Genomic DNA, 26,761 nt, shown 5'->3' on the forward strand with positions numbered 1-26,761 from the left:
CTCCTAGTTTTGTACAACACGAGGTACCCTAAAATACCCATTCTCTTCTTCTGGTGCATTTTGCAATGCTTCTTCTCGTGGCAATGATGGTTTCATTTCATCTGCACGATATACATTTTGTAATGGCACCGCATGAGCCATTGGCTCTACATCTGTTAAATCTAATTCTTCTAATTCCTCAACATAGGTAAGGATATTACTGAGGGCTTTTTCAGCAGCCTCTAAATCTTTAATTTCTAATCTGGATAATAAGGCAATATTCTTAATTTCCTCTTGACTAATTTTCATAGACACACATCCTTTCAATTATTTTATTATATCATATTCTCTCATGAAAAAGAAAAATACCAATATACAATAGAGTATCCTTCTCTAATTATATTGGTATTTTCCATATTTTTAAATAGTCATATCAACTGTGTAGATCTATTTCAGTATCGGCTATTTAATCTATTCATAATGTAATGCATCGATTGGGTTTAATTTTGCTGCTTTTCTCGCTGGATATAAACCAAATACTAAACCAATGGTCATGGAGAAACCAAACGACATCAATATAGGTCCTGTTGTGATGACAGTTTTCAGCTTAGCAACGGCTGCAATCAGTTGCGATGCGCCTATCCCTACAACAATACCTATGGCACCGCCTACTAGAGAAATTACAATGGCTTCAATTAAAAACTGTGTAATAATCGTCCTATAAGTAGCTCCCAAGGCTTTACGCACACCAATTTCTCTTGTCCGCTCTGTGACGGAAACAAGCATGATATTCATAATACCTATGCCCCCTACTAGTAAGGAAATAGCAGCTACCGCCCCAAGGAACAATGTCATAGTAGCCGTATTTTCTTCTACAGCCTTCATAATGGATGACATGTTATTTACATTAAAATCATCTAACTCTGGATTCTTGATTCCATGTCTAGCACGAAGAATATTTTCTATATCCACTTGCACTCGATTTAAATCCTCTCCATCTTTTGCCTGAATATAGATCATCCGTAGATAATCTACACCCATAACACGTTCCATCATAGTCGTATAAGGAATGACAATCACATCATCTTGGTCATTCCCAAAGGATCCAGATCCTTTTTCATCAAGAACACCAACGATCTTAAACGGATTTTTTTGAATCCTAATATCTTTTCCGATAGGATCTTCATCACCAAATAAGTTTTTTGCTACAGTAGATCCAATAACAGCTACCCTTTCACGTCGTTCAATTTGACTTTCACTAATAAAACGTCCCGCTTTCAAGGTCCAGTTATTCACATATTGAAAGTCAGCATTAGCTCCATTGACAGTAGTTGTCCAGTTTTTACTCATATATACAGTAAGATATGTATTAGCCGCCACTGGAGATGCAGCTTCCACACTGTCTAGCTTCGTAATCGCTTCATAATCACTAAGCTTCAGCGATTTTGTTGCCCCCGATGGTGGTCTTACACCTGGTGTACGAGGTGGTCCGGGATATACCATTAATAGATTACTACCTAAGCTAGAAATAGATTCGGTAATTTGTTGACGCACTCCATATCCGATAGAAACGAGGGCAATCACTGCTGCTACACCAATGATGATACCAAGCATAGTTAATAAGGATCGCATCTTATTGGCTATTAGAGATGACCAAGCCATTAAGAAACCTTCTTTATACATGGCTTTCACCTCCTAGATGCAACCCTTTCATTTGTGGGTTCATTCTATCTTCTACAATAAGACCGTCTTTTAAGACCACATTGCGACCTGCATATTCAGCAATATCTGGTTCATGAGTGACTAAAATGATAGTACGACCTTCTTGATATAATTCCGTAAAGATATGCATTACATCTAAACTTGCTTTTGAATCTAAATTCCCCGTAGGTTCATCAGCCATAATGATAGCGGGATCGTTAGCCAACGCACGGGCAATAGCCACACGCTGACGTTGACCACCAGATAACTCTGCTGGCATATGATCCAACCGAGTACCGAGCCCCAAATCTGTCAACAATTGGCTAGCCCTATCCGTGCGTTCTGCTTTGGATACGCCTGCATAGACCATAGGCAACGCTACATTATCTAAAGCTGTTAATTTTGGAAGTAGGTTAAAACTTTGGAATACAAATCCGATCCGTTTATTTCGCACATAGGCCAATTCATCATCAGTAAGGTGGGCTACTTCTTCTCCGTCTAAACAATACGATCCCGAAGTGGGTCTGTCTAAACAGCCCAATATATTCATAAACGTAGACTTACCCGAGCCTGATGGCCCCATAATAGAAGTAAATTCCCCTTCATAAATAGACAAGTTAATACCATGTAATACAGGTACCGTCAACTTTCCATTTACATAGGTTTTGGTAATTCCATCTAAGGTGATAACTGGTTTTTTAGGCGTTTCCATTAGAATTGCCCCCTCTGTTGTGTTTTTTTAGAAGCAGTTATATCTCCGCTGACAACGATTTCATCGCCTTCAGCAACGCCTGATATAATTTCGATGGTAGTGTCACCAGTCATACCTGTTTTTACGCTGGTTCTTACAGGTTTGCCATCTTTGATGACATAAATAAATTCTCCTACTTTATCAGAACGAACAGCTGCCAATGGAACTACCAATACATTTTGACGTTCTTCACCGTGAATTGTAGCACGGGCCGTCATACTAGGGAAGAAATTATCTACATCTGCAGATGGAATAGACACTCGAACTGTATAATACACAACAGAAGAACTGGTCGTACCCATATTTCCTTTAGTACCTAAAGAAATATCTTTTACCGTACCTGTAAATGTTTTTCCTGGATGTGCATCCACTGTAAAGTCTACTTTGGCACCTTCTTTTACACTGCCAATATCAGTTTCATCCACAGTCAAATAAATTTCTAATTCTGATAAATCCGCAATGGTAGCAATGATCATCTGTGTAGAAATGCCTGTTGCAATCGTTTGTCCAGCTTTTAACGGCTCGCCTATAATTGTTCCATCCATCGGTGCTGTAATCGTGCTATCTGCTAAATTAGCAGCCACCTGATCATAACTTGCTTTTGCTTTTTCATAAGTAGCTAATGCATTATCATAAGTTTGCTGAGATACAGCTCCTTGCGCCGCTAATACACGATATCGATCTAAATCCGTAGATGCTTGGTTCAATGTAGCTCTAGCATTATCGACAGAAGCCTGTAATTGACGTGCATCAATAGTAGCAATCACTTGTCCTGCAGATACTTTTTGATTTGCTTTTACTAGTACCGATTGTAATTTTCCTGGGATATTAGTAGATACATCTACATAATGCACTGGGTTGATCGTACCTGTAGCACTAATGGTAGAAGAAATATTTCCCTTCATCACTTTTCCCGTTGTATAGGTAGGTGCACTTTTTGCATCATCATTAGCAAACCATTGCCATCCCCCAATTACAATTACGAGTACCCCAACAATAAGGGCCCATAACTTTTTTTGTTTCCACATAGAGAGTCTCCTTTCTTATGTTATTCTCATAGTATAAAAATATATTGATACATCATAATAGTAGTATGTACAAAAAGAAAAAGAAAACCATATCGATTTTCTTTTCTTATACACTACACACATAAACTAACTATGAAGTTTATTGACCTAATATACGTATTAATCGATACAAAGATGTATCTAATGGATATTCTGAAACTTCTGCTGCATCATAAGAAACAGTATGAATGGAGTGACATTGTACACCTATTAAATGATGATATTTCCCCTCTAGCAAAGCACGTACTGCGGACTCACCTAAACGAGCAGCCATCAAGGCATCATAGGCTGATGGAGCTCCTCCCCGTTGCAAATATCCTAATACGGTAACTGATGGTGCATACTCTGTATGGGTCTTAATATACTGTGCTACTTCATAAGCGCTATAAGCGCCTTCAGCCACAATGATAATGCTATTTCGCTTCCCATTTTTTGTCGTTGCCTCAAGAGACTGTTTTACTTCCTCTAAAGTCATGGGTACCTCTGGTGTGAGGACAACCTCTGCACCACAAGCAACACCAGCATAGACTGCAATATGTCCTGCATGACGTCCCATAACTTCTACAATGGCCACTCGATCATGGGCAGTAGATGTATCTCGAATCTTACTAACCCCATCAATAATCGTATTCAGTGCTGTATCAAATCCAATTGTATAGTCCGTACCATTCATATCTTTATCAATGGTGCCGGGAATCGTAACCGTTGGTAAGCCTAATTTGGATAATACTCTAGCACCACACATGGATCCGTCCCCTCCGATTACTACCAGAGCGTCGATGCCATGTTTGGCTAAATTTTCATATCCTCGCTTTTGATGTTCTACCTCTTTAAAGTCGAGGCAACGAGAAGATTTTAAAATCGTTCCTCCCTTGTTCACAATATTGCCTACACTTCGTCTAGTCAAAGGAACAAAGTCTTCTTCTAAAACGCCCGAAAAGCCTCGCTGTATTCCTACTACATCGAGGCCCTCATAAATTGCACTTCTTGTTACAGAACGAATCACTGCATTCATTCCTGGTGCGTCACCACCACTCGTTAAGATACCTATACGTTTCATATTATTCACCTTGGTGTACTTTTCGCCGTTTAAAATATATACCTTTCGAACGAACTGATGCATCAATACTAGTCACTAACTCATCTGTATGACTATGTGTTGTATCTAGCACATGATCACACTTACGATAAAGGGGCTTCCACCTCCGCATCATCCATGCTACATATCCAGACACATCATCATAATTCATCGTCGGTCGTTTGCCTATCCATCGATTGACTCGATTTACAATCCTAAAATGAGAGGCCCTAATACCGACAATGAAAGAATATTTTTGCATATATCGTAACGTTCTCATGTCAAGAGGAAAGTTTCCACCTACAGAAATCACCGCTTCATGATACATAGCAACCTTCTTAATCACTTCAAACTCTGCACGTCGAAACGCTTTTTCACCTATTGTTTTAAATATGTCAGCAATAGGCATATTATATCGTTTTTCTAAAATCCGATCTGTATCAACAAATTGCCAGCCTTTAGCATCTGCTAAATTTCGACCTAAGTGACTTTTTCCACTCCCCATTGATCCAATGAGGATAATATTTCTCCTAATAGTCGTTTTCATCCTATACTATATCTCTTCTTCCATGTAATAGTAATTTTTACTTTATTTTACTATACTCGACTATAGTTTGACAAACATAGAGACCTATTTTTTATGATTTTCACGTATCTTACATTGTAGTTTTGTTACACCTTGTACATGAGTAATTTTTTCTATTTTAAATTGGATAGTAGGATGTATTTTTTCTACTCCAACCATCCACTGAATCATATCAATGGTGGACCCTTGTATTACTGCATCTATATAGGTATCTTCCTTATGTGTACTAACTACAGTAATAGGTGAATTTCCTATAGTGCTCAATAGTATATGATCCAATCCTTCCACATCTAGTATCTCCTCATCTAACTGTTTTATGTATTGATACCCTTCACTTTCTAAAAAAGACGTTTCCCCCGCTTGCAATTGCTGTTCTTCTGTCATTGCCTCGCTAATACGTGTACACTCTCTTTCATAATAGCTACCCACACCAAATGCTACACCTACTATCAAAAAGTATAGGCTAGGTATTGTGAGTAGAAGTTTTTTTCGTATTTGTATCCCGTTCCATAGTACCTGTAATCTTAATACGATACATTGAAGACGTGGGTTCCTTTTCCACCATTTCTTCATAATGGAGTGGCCCTCCTAGCCTAGACAAGGATGCGCTAAATTGATGTAAGTCTTCTTTATTAGCACCTCGTGCTTCTAAATACCATTGATCCATAGTAGACCATTCTACTAATTGTATATGATGTACATTTGCTGCATCTAATATATGGATTAGTTCTTTCATTGTTCCTTGCGTATATTCATTATCACCTTTTCGATAGGCATCATATACTTGATGTGCTTCTGTTGCATCGATATGATGCGACTGAACTGTTTCATACTCTTGTAACATTTCGTGATATACAATATATTGCTTTCCACAATATACGATAGATAGTACTAAACACATGACAATCATAGTCAAAACTATCCATACTATTCTTTTATATTCTATATACCAACATATACATTGAATATCTGGATCAATAAAGTTAATTGTCTTTTCATTCCACATATAATAATATCCGTTTTGCTAATCCCATAGCCATCTCATGAGTCATTGATTCTGAATTATAATCTGTTCCTTTGCCTACCAAATGTACTGCCTCTTGCTCTAAGGCACCATACCTTGTAAATATATCTTCATACATAGCTTCCACATCTCCTTTAAACCCAGTGATAGCAACACCTTTTGGATAAGGAATGCGCCAGGTCTCTCCTTGTTTGATAAGCTTATCACAAGCCTGAAGAATATCTGAAACTTCCTCTGTTACTAGTTCGTTAGCTATACAAAACGTATCACTCCATAAAGATACTCGAACTCCATCTGTCTCAGGATAGATAAACAGCATAGATTCTTCTCTACCTCTGCTATGTGCCAACGGTTCAGGCCAATATGTAATCACTTTAATATGCCCATGCCCTCTTTGAATAGCTTTTGCCATCCCTCTCCCATCTTTGTTATTTAATGCCACTATCAACAAAAGCATGCCATTCTTTGAAGACCTAGATGCATAATCTATTGCCACAGGTGCGTTTTCACTATCAAATGCACGAAATCCTTCACGTTTTGCAAAGCTATATTGATCACCGACCTCCATTTGTGGTGTTTCCATACAAATAGCACGCAGAGGTCCTTCATATACACATCCTATCCAGGCGTCCTCTTCTCCATATAAATCAAAGAAATCTTCCGTATCTTGTTCAATGGTTCCCCTTCTATGTTGCGTAATTACATTTTCTATCACAGTCTGCCCATCTACTTTATAGGCTACTACACCTACAATTTCATCTATACCTACTGCAATTGCCATAACGCGTTTTTGCTTCATAATGCCCCCTCATTCTACTACTTCTTTAATTTGAATCTCTTGCAATATTCCCTCTCTATATATTGTTTGCGCATAAATATCCTTTTGTATATGTATTCCTGTTAGCATATGTTCACAAACTAGTCGAATTCTATACTGCGTATTGTTCTTTTTATAATAGATAACAGTAATTCGTTCATCTTCCTTATCTTCTACGACTAATTTTGGCGATCCACTTCCTGTTATTTCCTTTTGATGAGCTAGAAAATACTCTTTTCTCGTTGCTAACAGCATGCCTCTTTCAATACCATATTGGCATTGTACAAACCTGTATTCATCAATCATGCTTTGATATGTAATGCTTACCATACTCTGCCAAGCGGCCCATATACTGATTGTTGCCATCCCTATTAAGATAATCATGTAAGATATAAATCCTTCTTTATGATTATGCATCATCTTTTTTATATAGTTTTTCCAAATAGGTTGCATATGGTAATACTCCAGTTGTAACAATATACCTATGGTTTCCACCTTCTATAAAATGTACATGCAATCGCTCCCAATAGGGCTGTATTTGAGAATACCACTGCATCGTAATCACTCCGCTTTTTTCTTGTTGAAAGACTACATTATCCAGCGGATATACCCATATACTGGCTACCTCAGGGCTAATTTCACTTTCTGTAATATCTTGTTTTTGACCATTCGATAGAATCGTCACTAAAGAATATTTATATAATCCCAATCTCCAATGATAGGGTGATCGCACTTCTAGCCCATGATTATGTAATGTAGGAACTACAGGACTATAACGAATGCGGTTCATAACTTGTATCCTACTAAATCTAGCATCTAATAGTAATTCATGACGATGATGCAGCATATGTAGAGACTTAATTCCATGACTTATTAGTACTAAAAAGCAAGTGATAATAATGACAAGTAAAACGCTAGCGATGAGACCTTCTACCAATATATACCCTGCATCTGAATTTGTTTTTATTTTCCTATGTATACTTGCAAATTTCATAGTGTAGCACCTATCTATAAGATTACTTTCCTAGCAAGTACGTAGTAAACCGATGTGCTTCTTTTTCGTGTCGATATGCTACCACCGAGAGTATATAGAGTCCATTGCTTCCTTCCTCTATTGTTCTTTGAAAGGTATACGTTCCTACGGGCGGTGGGCTTTCTTCTATAGAACTATTGTTAACCCAAGCTGCTTTTCCCTCCTCCATATATAACGTCATAGCTTGCAATGTTCTATCTTCTTCCATTATATGGCTATATTCTTGAATGCTATGTATCATCAGCATACCTAGGACACAACAAAATACACTCATCACAAATAATGATACGAGTACATCCATATACAAAAAACCAGAACTAGATGTTGCTTTCAAAACCTTGATTCCTCCCATCGTATACGACCCGATTGTTGTGCAAAAATATAAGTTCGTTTATATCGAATCTTGTCATCTACTAATGTCACTGTATAAATTTTGCCAATTCCTCGTGCCATCTCAAAAGTAATTGCTGGTCTACGTCCGGTAAATTCTAAATGCATAGAATCTGGCAGTGTATGAGCTACTAACCCTTTTGTATCATTCATATACCGATATGCATGTGGTTCTAAAAGAATACGATTAGCTCCTACACCATGCTGTAAATCTCCATACAATGTTGCTAACTGTATCCGCTTCATGTGAGCAAATAATAGCCGTCCCTCTCGATCAAACTCGGTATATTCTTTTCGATCACTCGTATTAAGTAATCCAACCATGCCGATAACAATAGATACTATCAGTAAATAAATGAGCATTTCTACTAACATGGCACCTTTACAAGAGTTAACCCTATCTTTCACGGTATCCACCTCATACTAGGATATATAACAAGGATCATAGTAGCGACACTAAAAGAAGGACCAAAGGGAATATAGATATGTGTTGAAGTTGTGCACCGTACTATACAGCTATAAATGATACCGATGATTGACGATAGTCCGCATAAGATAAGACAATCCAAAGAAGATAACCAGCAACTAATCGCCATAAGCCATTTTATGTCACCCCAGCCAACACCACCACGGCTTATCCATCGTAAACACCACCATAATCCACCCATACAAAGTGCTCTCACTATGACTAAACTCATCTCTCCATATCCTATCCATTGGTAGACAAATCCACATATACAGATAAGTATCGCTCCCTCATCAGGGAGAATATAATACAGCTTATCGATGGTAGATCCCCAAAAGAGCGTTATTTCCAACATATGAAGTAATACCAATTGAGTTAGATTAGAAATCCATCCGAGTTCAAAGGCATATACTAGTGCTAAGGTTCCTATTGTATGAGGAATAATGAACATGCAAAACCATCCAATATGTTCTTTTATATAGCTCCAAGAAACAATGAGATAGAGGCTAAAAATCCCTACAAGTTCAGCTACACCTCCAATAACATATTCCATGATTCCCTCTTCCTTCTATCAATTAATTTTCACTATCCGGTGCAGTAACAGCAATATGCTTTCCTTTACCACCTTCATTTTGAACACTTGTTACGGTATACTCTCCACCTTTTGGCGTTTTCACATGTTCTGTTAAGTACCCTTCCTTATATAATGTGTCCACTGTTGGAACAGCATCTGTAGATTGTTCCATCATATACAACTGTGCTGCATTCGAGATGGTTGTAACATCTGATTTAATTTTTGCTTCCTTTGCTTTATTGGAAGCATTTAAAAATTGTGGCATTGCTAACGATGCCAAGATTGCAATAATGGCCACTACCACCATTAGCTCAACTAATGTAAAACCACCTTGTGAACGTTGTTTCTTGTTTAGTAGTCGTTGACGAATTCTTTCCATATGTCCTCCTATTGAATCCCTGAAATTGAATTAAACATAGGTAACATCACTGCTACCACGAGTAAAGCGATAATGACGCCCATAATACTGAGCATAATAGGTTCTAGCAATTGTTCTCCTCGTTTCATTGTACGATTCACGATTCCTTGATAATACGTATGAATCTGTTCTAGCATACTTTCAATATCCCCAGTTTCTTCACCAATCCGTAGCAAATCCCACACTAGTGGAGTTCCTAATTCTACGGTGCGTAATGACTCTGTAAACCCATGACCCTGGCATATTGTATCTTTCACTTGCTTCTGTAATGTAGTTGCCCATAGATTGCCCCAAAGTGATTCTGTCATCATTAGCATTTGTAGAATAGGAATACCACTGGCAATTAATAGCTTCCAAAGTTGGCTCATTCGTACTAATGTGAAAGCAATAGCCCATTCTTTCTTTTGTATCCACCTCCACACATATCGATGCACCTTAGTTTTTATACTATCTAAATGATATATATACCAGACGAGTAGCACCAATACTGTACAGCAGCCTACCAATAATAAGCTATTATGCTGAAGCCATCTCCCCCCTGAAAATAGCATAGCCGTAAATGGTGGCAACTCAATGTGCATAGTCATAAATACTGACTCAAATTGAGGTAAAATAAATCCTATCGATACACCAATAAAAACCAACATTAAGATCAGTAAAAATGAAGGATACGTAATAGCCGAAATGACTTGCTGCCGTAATCGATATTCTTCTTCATACATACAGTGAATCATCTCCAAGGCTTCTACAATAGCACCTGATGATTCTCCCGCTTCCAGTATAATGACTGCAATAGACGGACACCCATACTTAGCAATGCTCTTAGATAACGGCATACCTCTTTTCACATCTTCTCGAATATCTTGATAGGGAATTCCTGTTTGCGTAGTGTCCACAAGCATGTCTAATGCCTTTTTCAAGGATATACCAGCTCCTAATAACATGTGCAATCGGTAGGAAAATTGAATCATATGCTTATGTTTCCAACATCTTTGCTGTTTATTATCAGATATATGGTCAATTCGAATCGGTTTGATTCGTTGATACTCTAACGTGAGTAATACTTCTTCCTCTGAATCTCCCCATACTTTTCCTGACACAATTTGTGCGTCTGTGGTAAATCCTTCGTAGCTATACCAGCTCATACATCCCCCTAGTTATCCATTTACTTGCAGCACTGCATCCAACATGGGCAACGATCCATAAGTGTTTCTAAGTTCTGCTACTGCCATTTCCAACGTTTTCATAGGTCGTTGTGTTTCTTGTAATGATACAATCTGTGGCTCTTTCCTTTGTCGAATCAAATTCGCTACAGCTGGTGTATTAATTAAAATATCTCGAATGGGAATAAACCTTTCCTCTATAATAACTAGGCGTTGACATATAACGGCTCGTAATATCTGTGAAAGTTGTGTTCGCACTTCCTCTTGTTGATGAGCAGGAAACATTGATATCATACGGTTTATCGACATAGTTGCACGCTGTGTATGCAAAGTAGCAAAAACAAGATGACCTGTTTCAGCCGCATGCAGCGCAGCTTCTAAAGTTTCCTTATCACGTACTTCTCCAATTAAAATCACATCTGGATCTTCTCGCAGTGCATCCCGTATACCATCCGCCATATGATGAAAGTGACTATGTAATTCACGCTGATGGATAAGGGACTGCTTGTGTTCTAAGACATATTCAATAGGATCCTCTAAGGTGATAATATGTCGGTGCATAGTCTCATTAATATGCATTAAACAAGATGTCAGCGTATAGGATTTACCAGAGCCAGTAGCTCCCGCAATAATCACCAAGCCTTCTTTAAAAGATGTAATCTTACGCAATAAATTACCTTCTTCTGATGTATCTAACCCAGCAGTTGGTGGATATAAAATTCGCAAAGTACCTCCCCAACCACATCTCCATCGAAATAGGTGAACACGAATCCGATACCCCTCAAAGGTCATTGACCCATCATAAGACATCATAGTATCTATAGGTTCCTCCGTTTGTTCACAGATAAACTCATCAATATCTTCCTCTGTCACCATATAGTCTGTAGCACATACATCCATACCTAATCTCCAATAAATAGAACCCTGTTGTATATGGATATCTGTAGCGCCTAATTGAATTGCATGTTCTATCATTACTTTCCATTTCACAATAATACCCCCACTCGACGCACTTCTTCCGTGGTTGTAACCCCTGCAGTGACTGCTTGAGATGCAGCTTCTTCTAAGGTACATACTACATGGTCCTCTATATGGTCCCATTCATGATTGTCCTTAGGGATAGACAAGAGTTCAAATAACCCACATCTCCCTCGATATGTTCCATCATGATACATTCGAACTAAACGTTGAGAAATCGCTCCTATCAGAGTGGCTCGGATGATGTATTCTTCTACCCCCATATCCACTAATCGTTCTATCACACCAGTAGCCCTATTGGTATGAATCGTAGATAGCACACGATGACCTGTCAATGCAGCTTGTACAGCTAATTCTGCGGTTTCACGATCTCGAATTTCTCCTACTACAATCGTATCGGGATCATGTCTTAAAATAGATTTAAGCCCTTTGCTAAACGTCATTCCTATTCCTGGATTGACTCCTATTTGTACTGCTTTCGGTACAATCCTTTCAACTGGGTGTTCTAGAGTAATAATTTGCTCTTCATCTCCATTTAATTCTTGTAAAAGAGCATACAAAGTAGAACTTTTACCAGATCCTGTTGGGCCACAGACTAATAATAGACCATGTGGTCTTGCTAATAATTGGTACACTTCCTGTCTAACTGCATCAGGCATACCTAGTTCCTCTAGAGAACGGATCTGTTCATCATGCCAAAATAGCCTACATACTAAACTTTCACCATATACACCAGGTAGCGATGACATCCGTATTGTCCCAGATTTACAATCTTGATTCCATACATACCGCCCATCTTGTGGCAAGCGTTTCTCGCTAATATCTAAAGAACTTAATAATTTCAAGCGATTAATGACTTGCTCCCCTTCTGGCATGGGAATAGTATCAATGTGTTGCAATCTGCCATCAATACGAAATCTAACTTGTACAGTTGTTTCTAATGTATCAAAATGCATGTCACTAGCTCCACTTTCATAGGCCCTTTGAAAGAAATGATCTAGTTCAATTTCCACATGGTACATTCCTTCACCTCCTTTACTCGTATAGTTACAATTCTTCTTATGTAAAAAATACCCTTGCAAATACTCTTAACAGTCAATATTTCCTGACAATCAGCATTGACTAGTAGTACATGATATAAAAAACATTTTCTAACATCATGACAATCTTCAAAATATAATTCAAAGAAAAAAGCAGCCATAAGAATTAATCTTATGACTGCTAATACAGCACTATGTAGTTGTAATTATAGATTAGTATCCACTTATTTTGTATCAGTAAGCACAATGCGATCTGCCTCTGTCAATGTAGGTGGATGTATATAATTATGGTATAGCATAGCCCCTGTAATGGTCAGTACAATACAGGCAATGCCCCCAACCAACAGAAACTTTTTGCCATCAATATGTCTACGGTAGATACCTATACCTACCAATCCTAAAGCACCAATAAAGAGTATAGCTCCTAAGTATTGAACTAATTTTATATTTTTATCATGGTGAATGAGGAAATCAGCTTGGATAGGAACCTCTTTCCCTTCCACAAAATTATCTATTAGGTTCCATCGTAACGTTGTATTTTGGTTAGAAAGGTCTGTAGCATTTGTACGAAGCGGAGGTTCCGGTAAGTTCAATGTATAATGACTTTGAGCCGTTTCCATAAATCGTTTTGTCATTGCATCAGATTGAACATCATGTTGTTTAGTAGCATCTTTAGGTAGTGTTAAATCGAAATTATAGGTATCATAGAAGAACCCCTTTCGATACTTAACGCCTTTTCCCTCTTCACTAGGATTGTATAATTTATTGCCCGTCGCAACTAGAGATTGGATATTGGGGTAGTCTTTTTCAGCACTAAACCCTGTATCCGTTTTGGTGATTGTGAATCCATGTTTAACAAAATCCTCTTGTTGTTCATCAAATGGATTTCCTTTGTCTCCTACCAATGCCGCTACTGATGGATCCATTCCCATTTCAACATGTTGGTGCACAGATCCATCTTGACGTATTGTTGTTCCAATCTCTGCGGTAAAACATCCTGATACCAATAATAAACAGGCTCCCAAAGCCATTGTACTCATCGCTTTTATAAGCTTCATACTCATGTCCCCTTATTTAGTCATGTCTCCTTATTATAGTCCACGAGCAGATTTAAATTCATCTAGTTTAGAGTAGAACAAGTCATACATTTTACCACCCTCAGCATAGCGATATTGGTAACCACGTAAACCATCAAACATGGCATTCATGCGTTCTTTTTGAAGATTATTCATATCTTGGATTGCAGAACGGCTCGTTGGATCAAGTCTATTCATAGTTTCACTATCAATAGTCACTTGTTGTACTTTGCTAGATCGGAAAGATTGTGTTGCCATACCCGATGTAATCGAACCACCATTGATATCGTCCGCCATGGATTTTAAAACGGATTCAAATTCCATTAATCGATTAACAGCAGCTTGTTGTGCTTCTTTAGTCATCTGAGCTTGCAATTTTTGTGCTTCTGCCGCTTTAGCTTTTTCTTTTTCGGCTTCTTTTGCCTTTGTATCTTCAGTTGTTACTTCTGGCGCTTTAGTAACTACTGGTTTACTATCATTAGATGTAAAATACCATCCTACAATGCCTAAAATAACAACAGCAAAGGCAATTACAATCCACTTTAAAGTTTTATAAAAATCATCTTTCCCTTGATTTCCATTGGAATAGGCAACCTGTTGCTGCCCCATATGTTGCTGCTGATTCGGTTGTGCAGATACTGGTTGCACACCAACTGGAGCCCCTGCCTGTCCTCCAATTGGCGTTCCGCAATGGCGGCAGAACTTAGTCATCCCTTCAATGCTTTCACCACATTTACTACAAATGTCATTAAATGTACTTCCACAAGAATTACAGAACTTTGAACCCTCTTCATTTGATGTTTGGCAATTAGTGCAGACTTTCATAGGTCCCCCTTATTATTTACTAAAAATACTACAAAAAAACTATAAAACCACAAGAGTATTATACATACTAGTTATTTAAATACCTAAAATATACTGTCATCAACATAAGCTGCTATGTTTCTAAAATGATATATTTCCGCTCCTCTAAGTTGATAGGGATCACTTAACGTAATTAGCACATAGGCATTTTCTTTATTTCCATCATGATTTTGAAAGATAATCCCACCATCATGATATACGCCTCCTAATTCACCTGTTTTATGAGCAATCGATCGATTAGGTAGGGCTTCATTAAATGTTTCTGTATCCGTTTGACCTAATAAATAGGTCAACATCTTTTCCCTAGATGCACCTGACATGTTTTTTCCATCTAACAGATTCATAAACCAAGTTCCTAAATCTTTAGCAGATGTATAGTTTTCTCGTCCTTCTTCTATAGCAGTCAGGTCCATCATGTTTCGCTGTAATTTTGTATCTGCATATCTATGCTTAACAATATATGTATTGATGTTTTCTATTCCCAATCGGTGAATCAATATATTCGTAGCTGTATTATCACTAATTGTAATCATCAACTTCGCTAGTTCATCTATAGTCAACGCCGTTCCTACAGAATACCCAGATAATATTCCAGCGCCACCAACTTGATCTGAACGTTGTAATAAAATTGTCTCATCTAAGGAAATACGTCCAGCCTCTACCTCTTCAAACAAGTAGCCTAAAATATACACTTTAATCATACTTGCTGCACGCATAGGCTTAGATTGCTTTACCACCGACTCACCATGATAACCGATATATACGGATTCATACGGAGCCAATTGTATTGAGTCACTAATCTGTGATAACTTTTGTCTAGCCTTCTGCTTGTCCTCTACAGCATCTCCATATGTGTGAACATCATTCTGATCAGAAGAAGCTATTTCACTTGTGGACATAGTATTCTCTTGAGATGTCTGACTAGTTGATGCTACTCCACATCCCACAGAAAGGCATGTCAACGATATGGAAAAAAGAAGTCCCATTACTAATTTGCAGCTCTTCTTTTTCATGGTTTCTCCTTCGTTTATACTACGATACTGATACAACTAGTATATCTTTTACGGATATTAAAATTTTGAGTACAATTCAATCCAAATGAGCACCCACTGAACCAATACTACTAATCCCATAGTTATCATTAAAGAGTTTATGATACTTTGTACTGTATATACCAATCCTAGCTCCATAGAAACTTCTGGTTCTTCATGTGCGCTTGTATATGGTACATAGCGCCCAAATTGATTGAATTCTTCATCATCTTTTGTAGTAGATAATACAAAAATTCTCCAAGTCATTAATACAAATGTAAAAAAGCCCACCCAATTATTTAACTTAGGAATTACTAATAGTACTAAAGGCCATAATACCCAAATACCATTTTTATTAATATCATGCGCACGGCGTACTAAATTCGTTAGATGAGCAATACCAATGACAATGCTCAAGAATAAAGACAGATAGGCTAAAACACCAGGTTCAATCGCTTTGCCTAATGATGCAAAGCCAAAAAGTAAATCAGTAAAATCGCGAATTTTTATACCTTTAATAGTGAGTGCTATTTCAGCATACAATAGTAAACCGCAAACACTAATCACAATAAAATATAAGAGTGAAAGTCCTATCATAGTTCTGAAGAACTCTGTTCGACTTGATCGGTTCCCAACATCAAATAATCTAGACGTAGCTGCCGTAAATCCTAACTGAAGATATTCTTTTAGTAAATCCACACCTTGTTTCCACACAGACGCAACATCTTGTACACCTCTACCGCCGCCAAACACAAAGTCGAACACTTCTTGCTTATCTACAGCATCTACTTGGTTCTTCATCTCTTGAGTCATCTGATGGATACTATTACTTTGCTCCATCTGTTCTTGATGTGCTTGTTTTTCAGTTTCCACACTTTCTGGCCCATTTAATCTTGTTCCACAGGAGCCACAAAATACACTATTGTCAGATTGTTTTGCGCCGCAATTCATACAAAACATAGTTTTCTCCTTATTGTAATGACGTATTATAACACTTATCTATAGCATACCATATTTCTAATGCATATAAAATATGCACTATGTAAACATAGTGCATAAATTTATAATTTGTAAATATAGTTATCGTTTTTTGTGTTTTTTAGATTTAGAATCTGCTTCGATTTTTAGCAATTCTTTTTTCATCTCATCATGAATGAACTTAGAATATTCTTTTACACCAGTATCATTTGGATGAATACCATCATCACCCAACCAATCTCGATGCTTAGCTGCCATACTAGCCCAATCAATGATATGAATATTAGGATGTTCCTCCGCTAATTGCTTCAGGTATTCATTATTTTCATCAATCCATTGAACTCCAGGTGCATAGTTATTAACCCAGAAGATTTGACGTTCTGAACCAAGGTAGTCTACAAATGCCTTAGTTTTATCTTCATAGTATCCCGTGATTGGACCGTTGGTACCAAGACCAACTAATACTACATCACCTAGTAGATTTTGTGCATCAAATTGCTTTGCTACGTCCAATCCGGCCCCTACATAGCGAGATACTTTTGCATCAATTTGTATCCCTGCAAAATCTTTTCGCATCGCGTGAGAAGAACCAAGCATAACAGAGTCACCAATAGCTGCCATGTGAATCATGCCTTTAGGATCATCTACAGATGTCAAATCAACTTCCTTAGCATTTTCTGCCGCTTGTGATGCAGCATTTCTAGTCAATCGTAATTGTAAATCATTCACATCTTGTTGCTTCTCTGAAGGTACTGTGGCCAATGCATAGATACCTAGTAGTACACAAAGAGCCGCTACTACGGAAACAACTTTTATGAAATAAGATCGTAATATAGCGATATAATCACGCAATGTTGTCTGACGAAGACACCAGCCTGTAACAGCCTCACTCCATACGGATACTAAAATGATAGTAAGTACTAACACAATATAATATCCTATAGATGACTCAAAATAGTCTATAATTCCATTCTGTTCAAATAAATAGATAATTGGATACTGCCACAAAAACAATCCATAACTATGTTTTCCTAACCATTTCAAGATAGGTACATCTACTAATGTCCCTAACGGAGTACTTGGTCTTTCAACAAGCCACACCATGAAAGCAAATAGAACTGTATATGCCGTCATCCACAACGTATAGGTAAGAGGGCTTTGTCCATCTAAATAGAAATAACCAATACCTGTTGCTATCGTCGCTAAGGTCAACCAAATAGCCCCCATCACATTCCCTTGCGCCGTAGATTTTCGATATTTCTTTTTCTCACTACGATGTAATCCTAATACTGCCCCTAGTAATAAGGCAAATACTCGTGTATCTGTACCATAGTAGAATCGAGAAACATCCATCCCTTCACTATAGGTAAGAGGCATTATCATAGAGGTACCGACCGTCAATAAGCCAATCCAAACAAGGCCTAATTTATAACCCCATTGTTTCGTCAATATTCGGTACGTCCAAAATAGAAACGGCCAGACCATAATATATTGCAATTCCACTCCCATAAACCACATATGAGTAAAAGGAGATGTATTGACAAGTCGAGTAAAGTAATCTGCATTTTGAGCGATTTGCCACCAGTTATTATACCCTAAAAAGATAGATATAATTTCAGATCGAATCCCTGCTAATGTCTCAGGAACTATAGCATAGCAGAGTCCAAGTACAACTGTCACCATTAAAATTAACGGGATAAATAATCGCTGTGCTCTCCGCACAAAATATCGACCAACACTATAGGTATGTTGTTTCCACTGTAGATTCGTTGTGAAAGCCAATAGATACCCCGATAAAAGGAAGAAAAGAGATACCCCTAAAAATCCACCACTACCTACTGTAGGAAATAAGTGATACAATGTAACACCTAAAATGGCAATTCCTTTAAGACCATCAATCCCCCTCACAAATTTCTCTGATTTTGCCCCGTTATTACGTTTTTTTACACCTGAAATGGCTCCTTGATGAGGTTCTTCTAACTCTGGTGACATGACATTTCTCCCTTTCCTCGCATGGCGACAAGACTATAAAACTACTTTCGTTGATATATAATCTACATTATAGCATAGAGAAGAGATCATGCGTAGAGTGATTTTATAATGGAGTATGAAAATATTTAAACTCTACCGTTCATCTTACAAACGATCATAAAATTCTTGAAGGAATGGGCTACGACCAAAGAACTTTTCACCGGTCAAAATATAATAGGCCGCTTCTGCTGGTTCTATACTTCCTCTTGTAGCTGCTGCTGCATCTGATGGATTTATGCGTCTTGTATTGCCATCATCCTCTAATACATATAAGCGCTTATTATAAAGATCATATAAGAACTTTCTAGTTGTATAACCATACATGCTAGGGTTACTTGTATCAGCACCACTTACATAAAAAGTATTTACTGCTATAATCATCTTAGTAGAAGTTTGTTCTACTATGACAGCAGAAGTTCTATCCATATACTGTGCGCCTCCCATACGTGAATACATTTGTGGGAAGTTCGTATTATAATCGAAATACACCGGCGTTCCATTGCCCAAGTACGTCGTAGGTGCTACTTTTGCCTGTCCTGTTACTATCATTCCCATTGCTAATACGCCTGCAAGAACTAATTTTTTTAACATAGTTTTATCCTTTCTTACATAGATTTATATCCTTTTTAGATATAAACACTATAACCGCAATCACTCGTAAAGAATCATCTTCATTCACATTCGATTACATAGGGTCAATATGAATCAATACATATCCATTTCGCTTTGTATCATAATGAATACATAAATCATATCCACACTCTATATTCTCTTCATGTAAATAATTTCGTAATTCATCAATGTCTCTCTGAACAGATCGTTCATTAATACAAAACTCCTCTGATAACTCATGCTTATTCAGTGTTTCACCTTGTAATAGTCGTCGATGCATAATCAATATACGCTGTACTTTTCCTTTTTTACCCTCTTTTCGCATAGACCCTACCGCTCTATCGTGGCAATAATTTTTACAATGCGACCACAACCGACCTCACGAGCTTTCACTTTATTGGCTGCCTCGCTTCTTGAGCTGGCACTTTCATACGCTGTATGTACGGTTGTGCTATTAGGATAGTGAAATTTTACCATATATCGTTTCATTATATCCCCTCTCTCTCATATATAACAATAACTCGTATACTATAAAAGCAGTATACATATACTTAAATTATAAGAAACAATATCAACTATGGTCAACACCTTTTTCTACTTTCTACAAACATTCCCCATCTTAACAGCAAATACTGTAAAAGAATGCTATAATAATGACAGCATTCAGACTATGATTATTAACAATACTATAAAAGGAGTTCTTATGATTCGTATTGCTTTTGGTCAAATCCAAGTACAACCGGGGCAACCACAAATTAACTATCAAACGATGCTACAGGCTATCGCTTATGCTAAAGCAGTCAATACCGATATTCTGATCTTTCCCGAATTATGTATCAGTGGCTATCTTGTAGGAGACCTATGGGATCAAATTTCTTTTGTGAAAGATTGTCTCTACTATGGTGAGGAACTTGTAAAAGCAACAAAAGATTCTAACCTCTCCATTGTATTTGGTAATGTAGCTATAGATCATCAGTTACAAAATCAAGATGGAAGTCTCCGCAAATATAATGCACTATATGTAGCTTCTCAGGGGAAATTATTACATAACAAATCTCAACCATACCCATTTACGATTAAAACATTATTACCATCTTATCGCTACTTTAACGAACCACGATATTTTACTAGTGCCACAACAGTATCTGAAGAAAAGCGTATTCCGCTTACTGTTGTTAATCAACCTGTCATCATCCCTACTCGTCACGGTACTTTCACAATTGCACCTACGATCTGTGAAGATAGTTGGGATACCCATTACAATCATTGCCCTACTGCTACTATAATGAGTGCTAGCAAAGAGCAAGGCATTCCTATAAACCTAATTGTGAACTGTTCCGCTTCTCCTTTTAGCATGCAAAAACAAGAGCAACGGCATCAGCTGTTTAGTCAACAAGCTGCTGAATACCATACACCTATTGCCTATGTAAACGCTGTGGGTATCCAAAATAATGGAAAGAATATTTGTCTCTTTGATGGATGTTCTACCTTATATGATGTACAAGGATCTATTGTTGAAGATACACCAGCCTTTGAAGACACTGTGCGCCCTGTGTTATTAAAAGATACACTATGGAGTCCAGCTGAAGACGCAAAGAAATCAACTACTGTTCCGTTAGAAACAGCATCTGAGGGGCATCATTTTTCTCAAAGCCATTACATTCCTACTCTATACAAAGCACTACACTACGGTATTCGTCAATTTTTAAAACAAACTGGGATTCAACGTATTGTCATTGGTGCTTCCGGTGGTATTGACTCTGCTGTCAATGCAGCGTTATATAGCACAGTCATTCCTCCTGACCACCTCTACTTAGTCAATATGCCTAGTCGTTACAACTCAGATATGACAAAAGATTTAGCCTATCAATTGGCAAAGAATATTGGTTGTCATTATGGTGTCACTCCTATCGAAGATAGTGTTACTGCAACCATACAACAATTAGAGAGTATACCATTTGATTTACTTAGCGATGCTAGCACTTACTCTTTAGATGAACCACATCATACAATAGTTACCAACGGCTCCACTCTAACTCTTAGTACCTTAGGTAAAGAAAATATCCAAGCCCGTGATCGTTCTTCTCGTATCTTAGCTGGCATTGCTTCTGCTGTGAATGGAGCTTTTACATGCAATGGAAATAAAACAGAGTTTACCATTGGCTATGCAACAATGTATGGTGACTTGGCTGGTTTCCTAGCTGCTACAGGAGATTTGTGGAAACAAGACGTATATGCGTTAGCACAATATATGAACGAAGAAATTTTCAAACGAGAAGTAATTCCCCAAGGTTCTATCGAGGTCGTACCAAGTGCAGAACTCTCTTCTGCACAAGACATTACACAAGGCATGGGAGACCCCCTGCAATACGAATACCATGATAGATTGTTCCGTTCCTTTGTGGAAGGTATTCCTGTAGATAGAAACGACATCTCTTCCAATCGTACTCGACTAACACCGGAGGAAATTTTGCACGCTTATGCATCGGATAGACTAGATGTAATGCTAGATTTACCAAAATCAATTCACCACTATTTTCCCAATACAAGCTCTTTCATTGCAGATTTAGAACATTGGTGGAAATCCTATAATGGCCTATCTGTAGCCAAACGAATTCAAGCTCCCCCTATCTTACTTGTAAGCGAACGAGGTTATGGAAATGATCTATGTGAAAGCCAAATGAAAGTCTACTTCTCACGACAATATAAGGAACTAAAACATAAACTATTAGCATAATGACAAGCAAAAAAGCACTCTCATAACGAGAGTGCTTTTTATAGTTGTCTTTGCTTTTATTCTTCTACATCCATGATGGCATTATGGTACACATCTTGTACGTCGTCTAGATCTTCCAACATATCTAGTACACGCTGCATATTCACTGCATCATCACCTGTCAATTCCATATTAGAATCTGGAACCATTGTGATTTGCGCCATATCTGTAGCGATAGATGCATCTGCTAAGGCAGCTTCTACCGCATCGTAATCGTCTGGCAATGTGTAGATAACAAATACATCATCTTCTACTTTAATGTCTTCTGCGCCAGCGTCAAGAGCCAATAATGTCAATGTTTCTTCATCATTGCCTTCTTGCGGAATGACAAATACACCTTTGCGTTTGAACATCCAATTAACGGAGCCACTTTCACCTAGGTTGCCACCACGTTTGGAGAACGCATGACGTACGTCAGCTGCGGCACGGTTACGGTTATCTGTCATCACTTCTACAAGAATGGCTGCGCCGCCTGGTCCGTATCCTTCATAAGTAATTTCTTCGTAGTTATTCGCATCACCCGCACCAGCACCTTTATCGATGGCACGTTGGATATTATCTTTCGGAATATTATTTTCACGAGCTTTTTGTAATGCCAATTTCAAACGCATATTGCCGGTTGGATCTGTACCACCAGCTTTGACAGCGACTGTGATTTCACGGCTAATTTTTGTGGTAATTTTTGCTTTTAACGCATCATTTTTACCTTTTCTATGTTTAATATTTGACCATTTAGAATGTCCTGACATAATGTCCTCCTATTTATTCCACCACGCTTCGCCTCGCAAGCGGTCTAATATAATTGATACGGCACTACGAACTGAAAGGTGATTGTACTCACCATGTCCATAGATAGGTTCTAAGATATAATCGAAATCTTCCATCGTTTCCTTCGTCATACCATACCCCGTTCCAAATAATACTACCACAGGACGGCTCTCACTTTCAAGTGATTTACGAAGCGATGCATAGGTGATGGTATTATCGTAGGTCCTTGCATCAGTGGTACACACAATCGGAGCCTGTCCTTCTAGCTCCGTCACCATATCGATAGCTTGTCGAATGGAATTAACTAGCTCCACATGTTTAAAAGCATCCTTTCGATCAGGATTATAAGTGCTACCAAACCCTGTCTTCCAATGACTCATCACCGTCTCTGCTAATTCTCGTTGGCTCGGCACATTGTGAATAATAAAATATCGTTCTACATCATATGTCGTGGCAGCTCGGGCAATATCATGAATATCATAATTCGTGATAGCCGTTGTAATCACTTCACCATGCTTATTCATGATGGGATAATGGACTAACCCAATATATAAATTTGCCATTTATTTCCTCTTTTCTATTGTGAAAGTAGATCTTCTTAAGACTTTCTCTACTACTCGTTTTTCATCCTCAGATATACCCCTATCTAACAATCGTTGCAAAGCCTTAGCTTCTTCTGTTGTTAACTCACGATGTAATAAATCCTCTCGCAGTACTGCTGTTCGTTTCAACGATTCTTCCAGTCGCCACAGCTCAATATTCTTATGATGACCACTAAGTAATACATCTGGCACTACCATACCTCTATATTCTTGTGGTTTCGTATATTGAGGGCATTCTAGTACGGGATGATAAAAGGAATCTTCTATCGCTCCTGAGGTAGCTCCTAAAACACCAGGAATCATACGAGCCACTGCATCAGCTACCACCATAGCTGGTAATTCACCGCCAGTTAACACATAGTCACCAATGGATATACTTTCATCCACTAAGTGTTCCTCCACGCGGAAATCTACCCCTTCGTAATGTCCGCACACAATAACAAGCTGATCATAGGTAGCTAATTCTCTTGCTTTTTCTTGGGTAAAAGTCGTCCCTGTAGGACCCATAAACACAACATGTCGTTTGTGATTTGCTTTTGTACTACGATGTTCTTCTATGGACATCTGCAATACATGCTCCACAGCTTCAAAGAGAGGAGGTGCTTTCATAAGCATACCAGCGCCACCGCCATAAGGAGTATCGTCCACTTGCCCATGCTTGCTATGAGAAAACTCCCTTGGATTTGTCACTTTCATATCCAATCGATTCGCCTGTAAGGCACGTTTGATGATGGAATGTGTAAAAAAGGCATCAAAAAACTCTGGGAACAAAGATATAATATCTATTTTCATAGGCTATGCACCTCCTTTCTATATACCCTACAAATAATTGTCATACAAACAACTATGTTACTGGTCTACTTAAATCTTGTCTTGTACATATATCAATACTATCTATGATTGCTGAACGCTATATCTATATATTTATAATACTATTAGTGACCGTCATATGAGACAATAATTGATCTTCTTCATCAAAGATATTGATCGTCCACACATGGTTTCGACCACCTTTGTGTAACAATTGCCCACGTGCTACCACATATCCTTCGCATCGTTTCGGTTTCACATGATTAGCCGCTATCGATTGACCTACCGCTATACGCTGTTTGGTCGATTCTGAACCTGTACCACATTCACTAGAGGGCATAGTTTCTTGTGCCAATATAGCATTTGATCCCATCCCTGCTAATGCTTCTCCATAAGCCAAATACACACCTCCATTGACGAATCCAAAGGGTTGTGCATGAAATGATGAAAGTCTCATAGTACTTTGAAAGGCTTGTCCAGCGCAATGGAATGTCTCTATCTGTAATTGTTCTAATAAAGAGGTCTCCTTCATACTATGCCCTTTCTACTTTGTAAATCAACTCTTGTCGCAATATTTTTCCCAGGCTATTTTTGGGCAATGTATCATAATATACAATTCGCTTCGGTACTTTATACTTCGCTAAACGACTCAATAAATAGTTTAGTATATCTTTTTCTGTGTGAGTCGTCACCACACAAAGAACAGGCACTTGTCCCCACTTAGGATCTGATACAGGGATGACAGCACATTCCAAAATACCTTCCATTCCGTATAGGACATCCTCGATTTCCTTAGGGTAAATATTCTCACCACCAGAAATGATAATGTCCTTTCTGCGGTTCAAAAGATATAAAAATCCATCTTCATCTACGTAGCCAATGTCATCTGTGTTAAAAGCTCCTTTAATAGGTTCTTTATTAAGGTATCCTTTCATCAACATCGGTGATGAAATCCACACTTCCCCTACCCCTTCTTCATCAGGATTTCGAATTTCAATGGTAACACCCTCTAAAGGATATCCCACAGAGGCTAATTTATGAGGATACTTCTGAACATTAAATGTCGTACTTTGTGCAAACGTTTCCGACATGCCGTACGTCTTAAACACTGGCAAGCCTCGTTGTACACATTCTTGTAACAGTGGCATGGGAATGAACTCGCCCCCTAATAAGATAGCCCGTAAAGTTGGTGCTTGTATTCGTTCTACTATACGTTGTAATACCGTAGGTACCAACGATACTATGGTGACTGCTTCCGTTTTTAATGCATCTAGTACAACTTGTTCCGAGAACTTTTCACGAATTGTCGCTCTTGTGCCATTATACAAGGTACGCAAAATAATAGATAAGCCACTGACATGGAACATAGGGAGTACTACAAGCCAATTGTCCTCTTCCTCCACGCCAAGCACATTCGCAGAGGCTTTCACATGAGCCTCAATCTGTGACCACCGCACAGGTACCGATTTGAATTTGCCAGTCGTAGCACTAGTATTGATAATGCAAAATACTGTTTCATCACATGGATTCCAGTTTAGATTGCTCTCACAATCTGTAGAATCTTCAATATCACCCAGATGATCACATCTATTTATAAAAGAGTCCATGCTAGGATTTTTTTCATCATCTATTTTGATAGATGCATATTTTACACCATTACTAGTTTCGTTCCTAACATCTCCCTCAATGTGCATAGGAGAAATAGCCTTGAAATCAGTATCTATGCATGTAGAAAAGCACAAATACTGTCGGTCTACTTGACTATGGCTATACTCATAAGTAGAAACATCTATAATCTCTATGTCATAGGTTCCCTTTTGCGTTCGCAATACCTGTGCCATTTTTTCTGACATCAATAAGATCCTTACGCCTGTACTTGTCATTTGCTCAGATACTTCACGTTCGGTCAGATTCGTATTTAGCAATACTGTTTCTATACCTAGTGCAGATAACGCAAATAGATGTATCGCCATGGATACAGAGTTTTCCGCCCATAAAGCAATACGACTCTCTCCTCGAAGATGAGGAGCGAGTCGTTTTGCTGTAGCTATTGTTAAATCCAACACATCTCCATAGGTAAGTGCATTTAAAAAAAGCGTATCTCTATGTGTATGTGCTCGTTCATATAACCACTTCATAACCTAACCC

At 38.1% G+C, this 26,761-nt stretch carries 32 protein-coding genes; 1 reads left to right on the plus strand and 31 read right to left on the minus strand.

What is annotated here, in order from left to right; all coding sequences use genetic code 11:
* Positions 1-3: 3 nt before the first annotated feature.
* From gatC to EO122_RS08175, 26 genes are all read right to left on the minus strand, one after another.
* A complete protein-coding gene (gene gatC, locus EO122_RS00095; RefSeq protein WP_127008830.1) occupies positions 4-288 on the minus strand; it encodes an Asp-tRNA(Asn)/Glu-tRNA(Gln) amidotransferase subunit GatC in 285 nt (94 codons plus the stop codon).
* Between the two features lie 162 nt (positions 289-450).
* Complete coding sequence (locus EO122_RS00100) at positions 451-1,662, minus strand: ABC transporter permease (RefSeq protein WP_127008831.1); 1,212 nt, start codon at positions 1,660-1,662, stop codon at positions 451-453.
* Positions 1,655-2,392, minus strand: coding sequence for an ABC transporter ATP-binding protein (locus EO122_RS00105; protein WP_127008832.1), 738 nt, complete (start codon positions 2,390-2,392; stop codon positions 1,655-1,657). Before EO122_RS00105 ends, EO122_RS00100 begins: the two co-directional genes overlap by 8 nt.
* Positions 2,392-3,459 (minus strand): efflux RND transporter periplasmic adaptor subunit, encoded by a 1,068-nt coding sequence (locus EO122_RS00110; protein ID WP_127008833.1) that lies wholly within the window; start codon positions 3,457-3,459, stop codon positions 2,392-2,394. Before EO122_RS00110 ends, EO122_RS00105 begins: the two co-directional genes overlap by 1 nt.
* A 139-nt stretch (positions 3,460-3,598) precedes the next feature.
* Entirely contained in the window at positions 3,599-4,558 is a 960-nt protein-coding gene (gene pfkA, locus EO122_RS00115) for a 6-phosphofructokinase (protein WP_127008834.1), read from the minus strand.
* Between the two features lies 1 nt (position 4,559).
* Positions 4,560-5,123: a shikimate kinase gene (locus EO122_RS00120; protein ID WP_126937491.1), complete on the minus strand. Its 564-nt coding sequence runs from the start codon at positions 5,121-5,123 to the stop codon at positions 4,560-4,562.
* A gap of 84 nt (positions 5,124-5,207) precedes the next feature.
* The gene (locus tag EO122_RS00125) at positions 5,208-5,546 is read right to left on the minus strand and encodes a hypothetical protein (protein ID WP_164725912.1); all 339 of its coding nucleotides are present in this window, start codon (positions 5,544-5,546) and stop codon (positions 5,208-5,210) included.
* Between the two features lie 79 nt (positions 5,547-5,625).
* Complete coding sequence (locus EO122_RS00130; RefSeq protein WP_164725913.1) at positions 5,626-6,072, minus strand: hypothetical protein; 447 nt, start codon at positions 6,070-6,072, stop codon at positions 5,626-5,628.
* An 85-nt stretch (positions 6,073-6,157) separates the two neighbouring features.
* Positions 6,158-6,985: a hypothetical protein gene (locus tag EO122_RS00135; protein WP_127008837.1), complete on the minus strand. Its 828-nt coding sequence runs from the start codon at positions 6,983-6,985 to the stop codon at positions 6,158-6,160.
* Positions 6,986-6,994: 9 nt separating this feature from the next.
* Positions 6,995-7,456 (minus strand): hypothetical protein, encoded by a 462-nt coding sequence (locus EO122_RS00140; RefSeq protein ID WP_127008838.1) that lies wholly within the window; start codon positions 7,454-7,456, stop codon positions 6,995-6,997.
* Positions 7,413-7,793 carry a hypothetical protein gene (locus tag EO122_RS00145; protein ID WP_164725914.1) on the minus strand — a complete coding sequence of 127 codons (381 nt, stop codon included), beginning with the start codon at positions 7,791-7,793 and terminating at the stop codon, positions 7,413-7,415. Before EO122_RS00145 ends, EO122_RS00140 begins: the two co-directional genes overlap by 44 nt.
* 226 nt (positions 7,794-8,019) lie before the next feature.
* Positions 8,020-8,244, minus strand: coding sequence for a hypothetical protein (locus EO122_RS00150; protein WP_127008840.1), 225 nt, complete (start codon positions 8,242-8,244; stop codon positions 8,020-8,022).
* Positions 8,245-8,366: 122 nt separating this feature from the next.
* Positions 8,367-8,834, minus strand: a complete 468-nt coding sequence (locus tag EO122_RS00155) for a hypothetical protein (protein ID WP_127008841.1) — start codon at positions 8,832-8,834, stop codon at positions 8,367-8,369.
* A complete protein-coding gene (locus EO122_RS00160; RefSeq protein WP_127008842.1) occupies positions 8,831-9,445 on the minus strand; it encodes a prepilin peptidase in 615 nt (204 codons plus the stop codon). The genes EO122_RS00155 and EO122_RS00160 overlap by 4 nt, the downstream gene beginning before the upstream one ends.
* Positions 9,446-9,467: 22 nt before the next feature.
* On the minus strand, positions 9,468-9,845 hold the full coding sequence (locus tag EO122_RS00165) for a competence type IV pilus major pilin ComGC (protein WP_127008843.1): 378 nt from the start codon (positions 9,843-9,845) through the stop codon (positions 9,468-9,470).
* Positions 9,846-9,853: 8 nt separating this feature from the next.
* A complete protein-coding gene (locus EO122_RS00170; protein ID WP_127008844.1) occupies positions 9,854-11,029 on the minus strand; it encodes a type II secretion system F family protein in 1,176 nt (391 codons plus the stop codon).
* 12 nt (positions 11,030-11,041) lie between these two features.
* Positions 11,042-12,022: an ATPase, T2SS/T4P/T4SS family gene (locus EO122_RS00175; RefSeq protein WP_127008947.1), complete on the minus strand. Its 981-nt coding sequence runs from the start codon at positions 12,020-12,022 to the stop codon at positions 11,042-11,044.
* Positions 12,023-12,033: 11 nt separating this feature from the next.
* A complete protein-coding gene (locus EO122_RS00180) occupies positions 12,034-13,047 on the minus strand; it encodes a GspE/PulE family protein (RefSeq protein ID WP_127008845.1) in 1,014 nt (337 codons plus the stop codon).
* A gap of 242 nt (positions 13,048-13,289) precedes the next feature.
* Entirely contained in the window at positions 13,290-14,123 is an 834-nt protein-coding gene (locus EO122_RS00185; protein ID WP_127008846.1) for a hypothetical protein, read from the minus strand.
* A 33-nt stretch (positions 14,124-14,156) separates the two neighbouring features.
* The gene (locus EO122_RS00190; protein ID WP_126937478.1) at positions 14,157-14,966 is read right to left on the minus strand and encodes a zinc ribbon domain-containing protein; all 810 of its coding nucleotides are present in this window, start codon (positions 14,964-14,966) and stop codon (positions 14,157-14,159) included.
* An 83-nt stretch (positions 14,967-15,049) separates the two neighbouring features.
* Complete coding sequence (locus EO122_RS00195; RefSeq protein ID WP_164725915.1) at positions 15,050-15,904, minus strand: serine hydrolase; 855 nt, start codon at positions 15,902-15,904, stop codon at positions 15,050-15,052.
* A 171-nt stretch (positions 15,905-16,075) separates the two neighbouring features.
* Positions 16,076-16,996, minus strand: a complete 921-nt coding sequence (locus EO122_RS00200) for a DUF805 domain-containing protein (protein WP_127008848.1) — start codon at positions 16,994-16,996, stop codon at positions 16,076-16,078.
* A gap of 120 nt (positions 16,997-17,116) precedes the next feature.
* Positions 17,117-19,006 carry an acyltransferase family protein gene (locus EO122_RS00205; protein ID WP_127008849.1) on the minus strand — a complete coding sequence of 630 codons (1,890 nt, stop codon included), beginning with the start codon at positions 19,004-19,006 and terminating at the stop codon, positions 17,117-17,119.
* A gap of 144 nt (positions 19,007-19,150) precedes the next feature.
* Positions 19,151-19,636, minus strand: coding sequence for a hypothetical protein (locus EO122_RS00210; RefSeq protein ID WP_127008850.1), 486 nt, complete (start codon positions 19,634-19,636; stop codon positions 19,151-19,153).
* Positions 19,637-19,730: 94 nt separating this feature from the next.
* Complete coding sequence (locus EO122_RS00215; RefSeq protein ID WP_127008851.1) at positions 19,731-19,982, minus strand: helix-turn-helix domain-containing protein; 252 nt, start codon at positions 19,980-19,982, stop codon at positions 19,731-19,733.
* A 5-nt stretch (positions 19,983-19,987) separates the two neighbouring features.
* Entirely contained in the window at positions 19,988-20,146 is a 159-nt protein-coding gene (locus EO122_RS08175; protein ID WP_164725916.1) for a hypothetical protein, read from the minus strand.
* 214 nt (positions 20,147-20,360) lie between these two features.
* Between EO122_RS08175 and EO122_RS00220 the strand changes: the two genes are divergently transcribed.
* Complete coding sequence (locus EO122_RS00220; RefSeq protein WP_127008852.1) at positions 20,361-22,394, plus strand: nitrilase-related carbon-nitrogen hydrolase; 2,034 nt, start codon at positions 20,361-20,363, stop codon at positions 22,392-22,394.
* Between the two features lie 56 nt (positions 22,395-22,450).
* Here the strand turns inward: EO122_RS00220 and EO122_RS00225 are convergent, their stop codons facing one another.
* From EO122_RS00225 to menE, 5 genes are all read right to left on the minus strand, one after another.
* Entirely contained in the window at positions 22,451-23,182 is a 732-nt protein-coding gene (locus EO122_RS00225) for a YebC/PmpR family DNA-binding transcriptional regulator (protein WP_127008853.1), read from the minus strand.
* Positions 23,183-23,191: 9 nt separating this feature from the next.
* Positions 23,192-23,764: an RNA methyltransferase gene (locus EO122_RS00230; protein WP_126937469.1), complete on the minus strand. Its 573-nt coding sequence runs from the start codon at positions 23,762-23,764 to the stop codon at positions 23,192-23,194.
* Positions 23,765-24,595 (minus strand): tRNA (guanosine(37)-N1)-methyltransferase TrmD, encoded by an 831-nt coding sequence (trmD, locus tag EO122_RS00235; protein WP_127008854.1) that lies wholly within the window; start codon positions 24,593-24,595, stop codon positions 23,765-23,767.
* 124 nt (positions 24,596-24,719) lie between these two features.
* Entirely contained in the window at positions 24,720-25,145 is a 426-nt protein-coding gene (locus tag EO122_RS00240; RefSeq protein WP_127008855.1) for a PaaI family thioesterase, read from the minus strand.
* A gap of 1 nt (position 25,146) precedes the next feature.
* Positions 25,147-26,751 carry an o-succinylbenzoate--CoA ligase gene (menE, locus tag EO122_RS00245; RefSeq protein WP_127008856.1) on the minus strand — a complete coding sequence of 535 codons (1,605 nt, stop codon included), beginning with the start codon at positions 26,749-26,751 and terminating at the stop codon, positions 25,147-25,149.
* Between the last annotated feature and the right edge of the window lie 10 nt (positions 26,752-26,761).

This window comes from Veillonella sp. CHU110, from assembly GCF_003992255.1.
GTDB lineage: Bacteria > Bacillota > Negativicutes > Veillonellales > Veillonellaceae > F0422.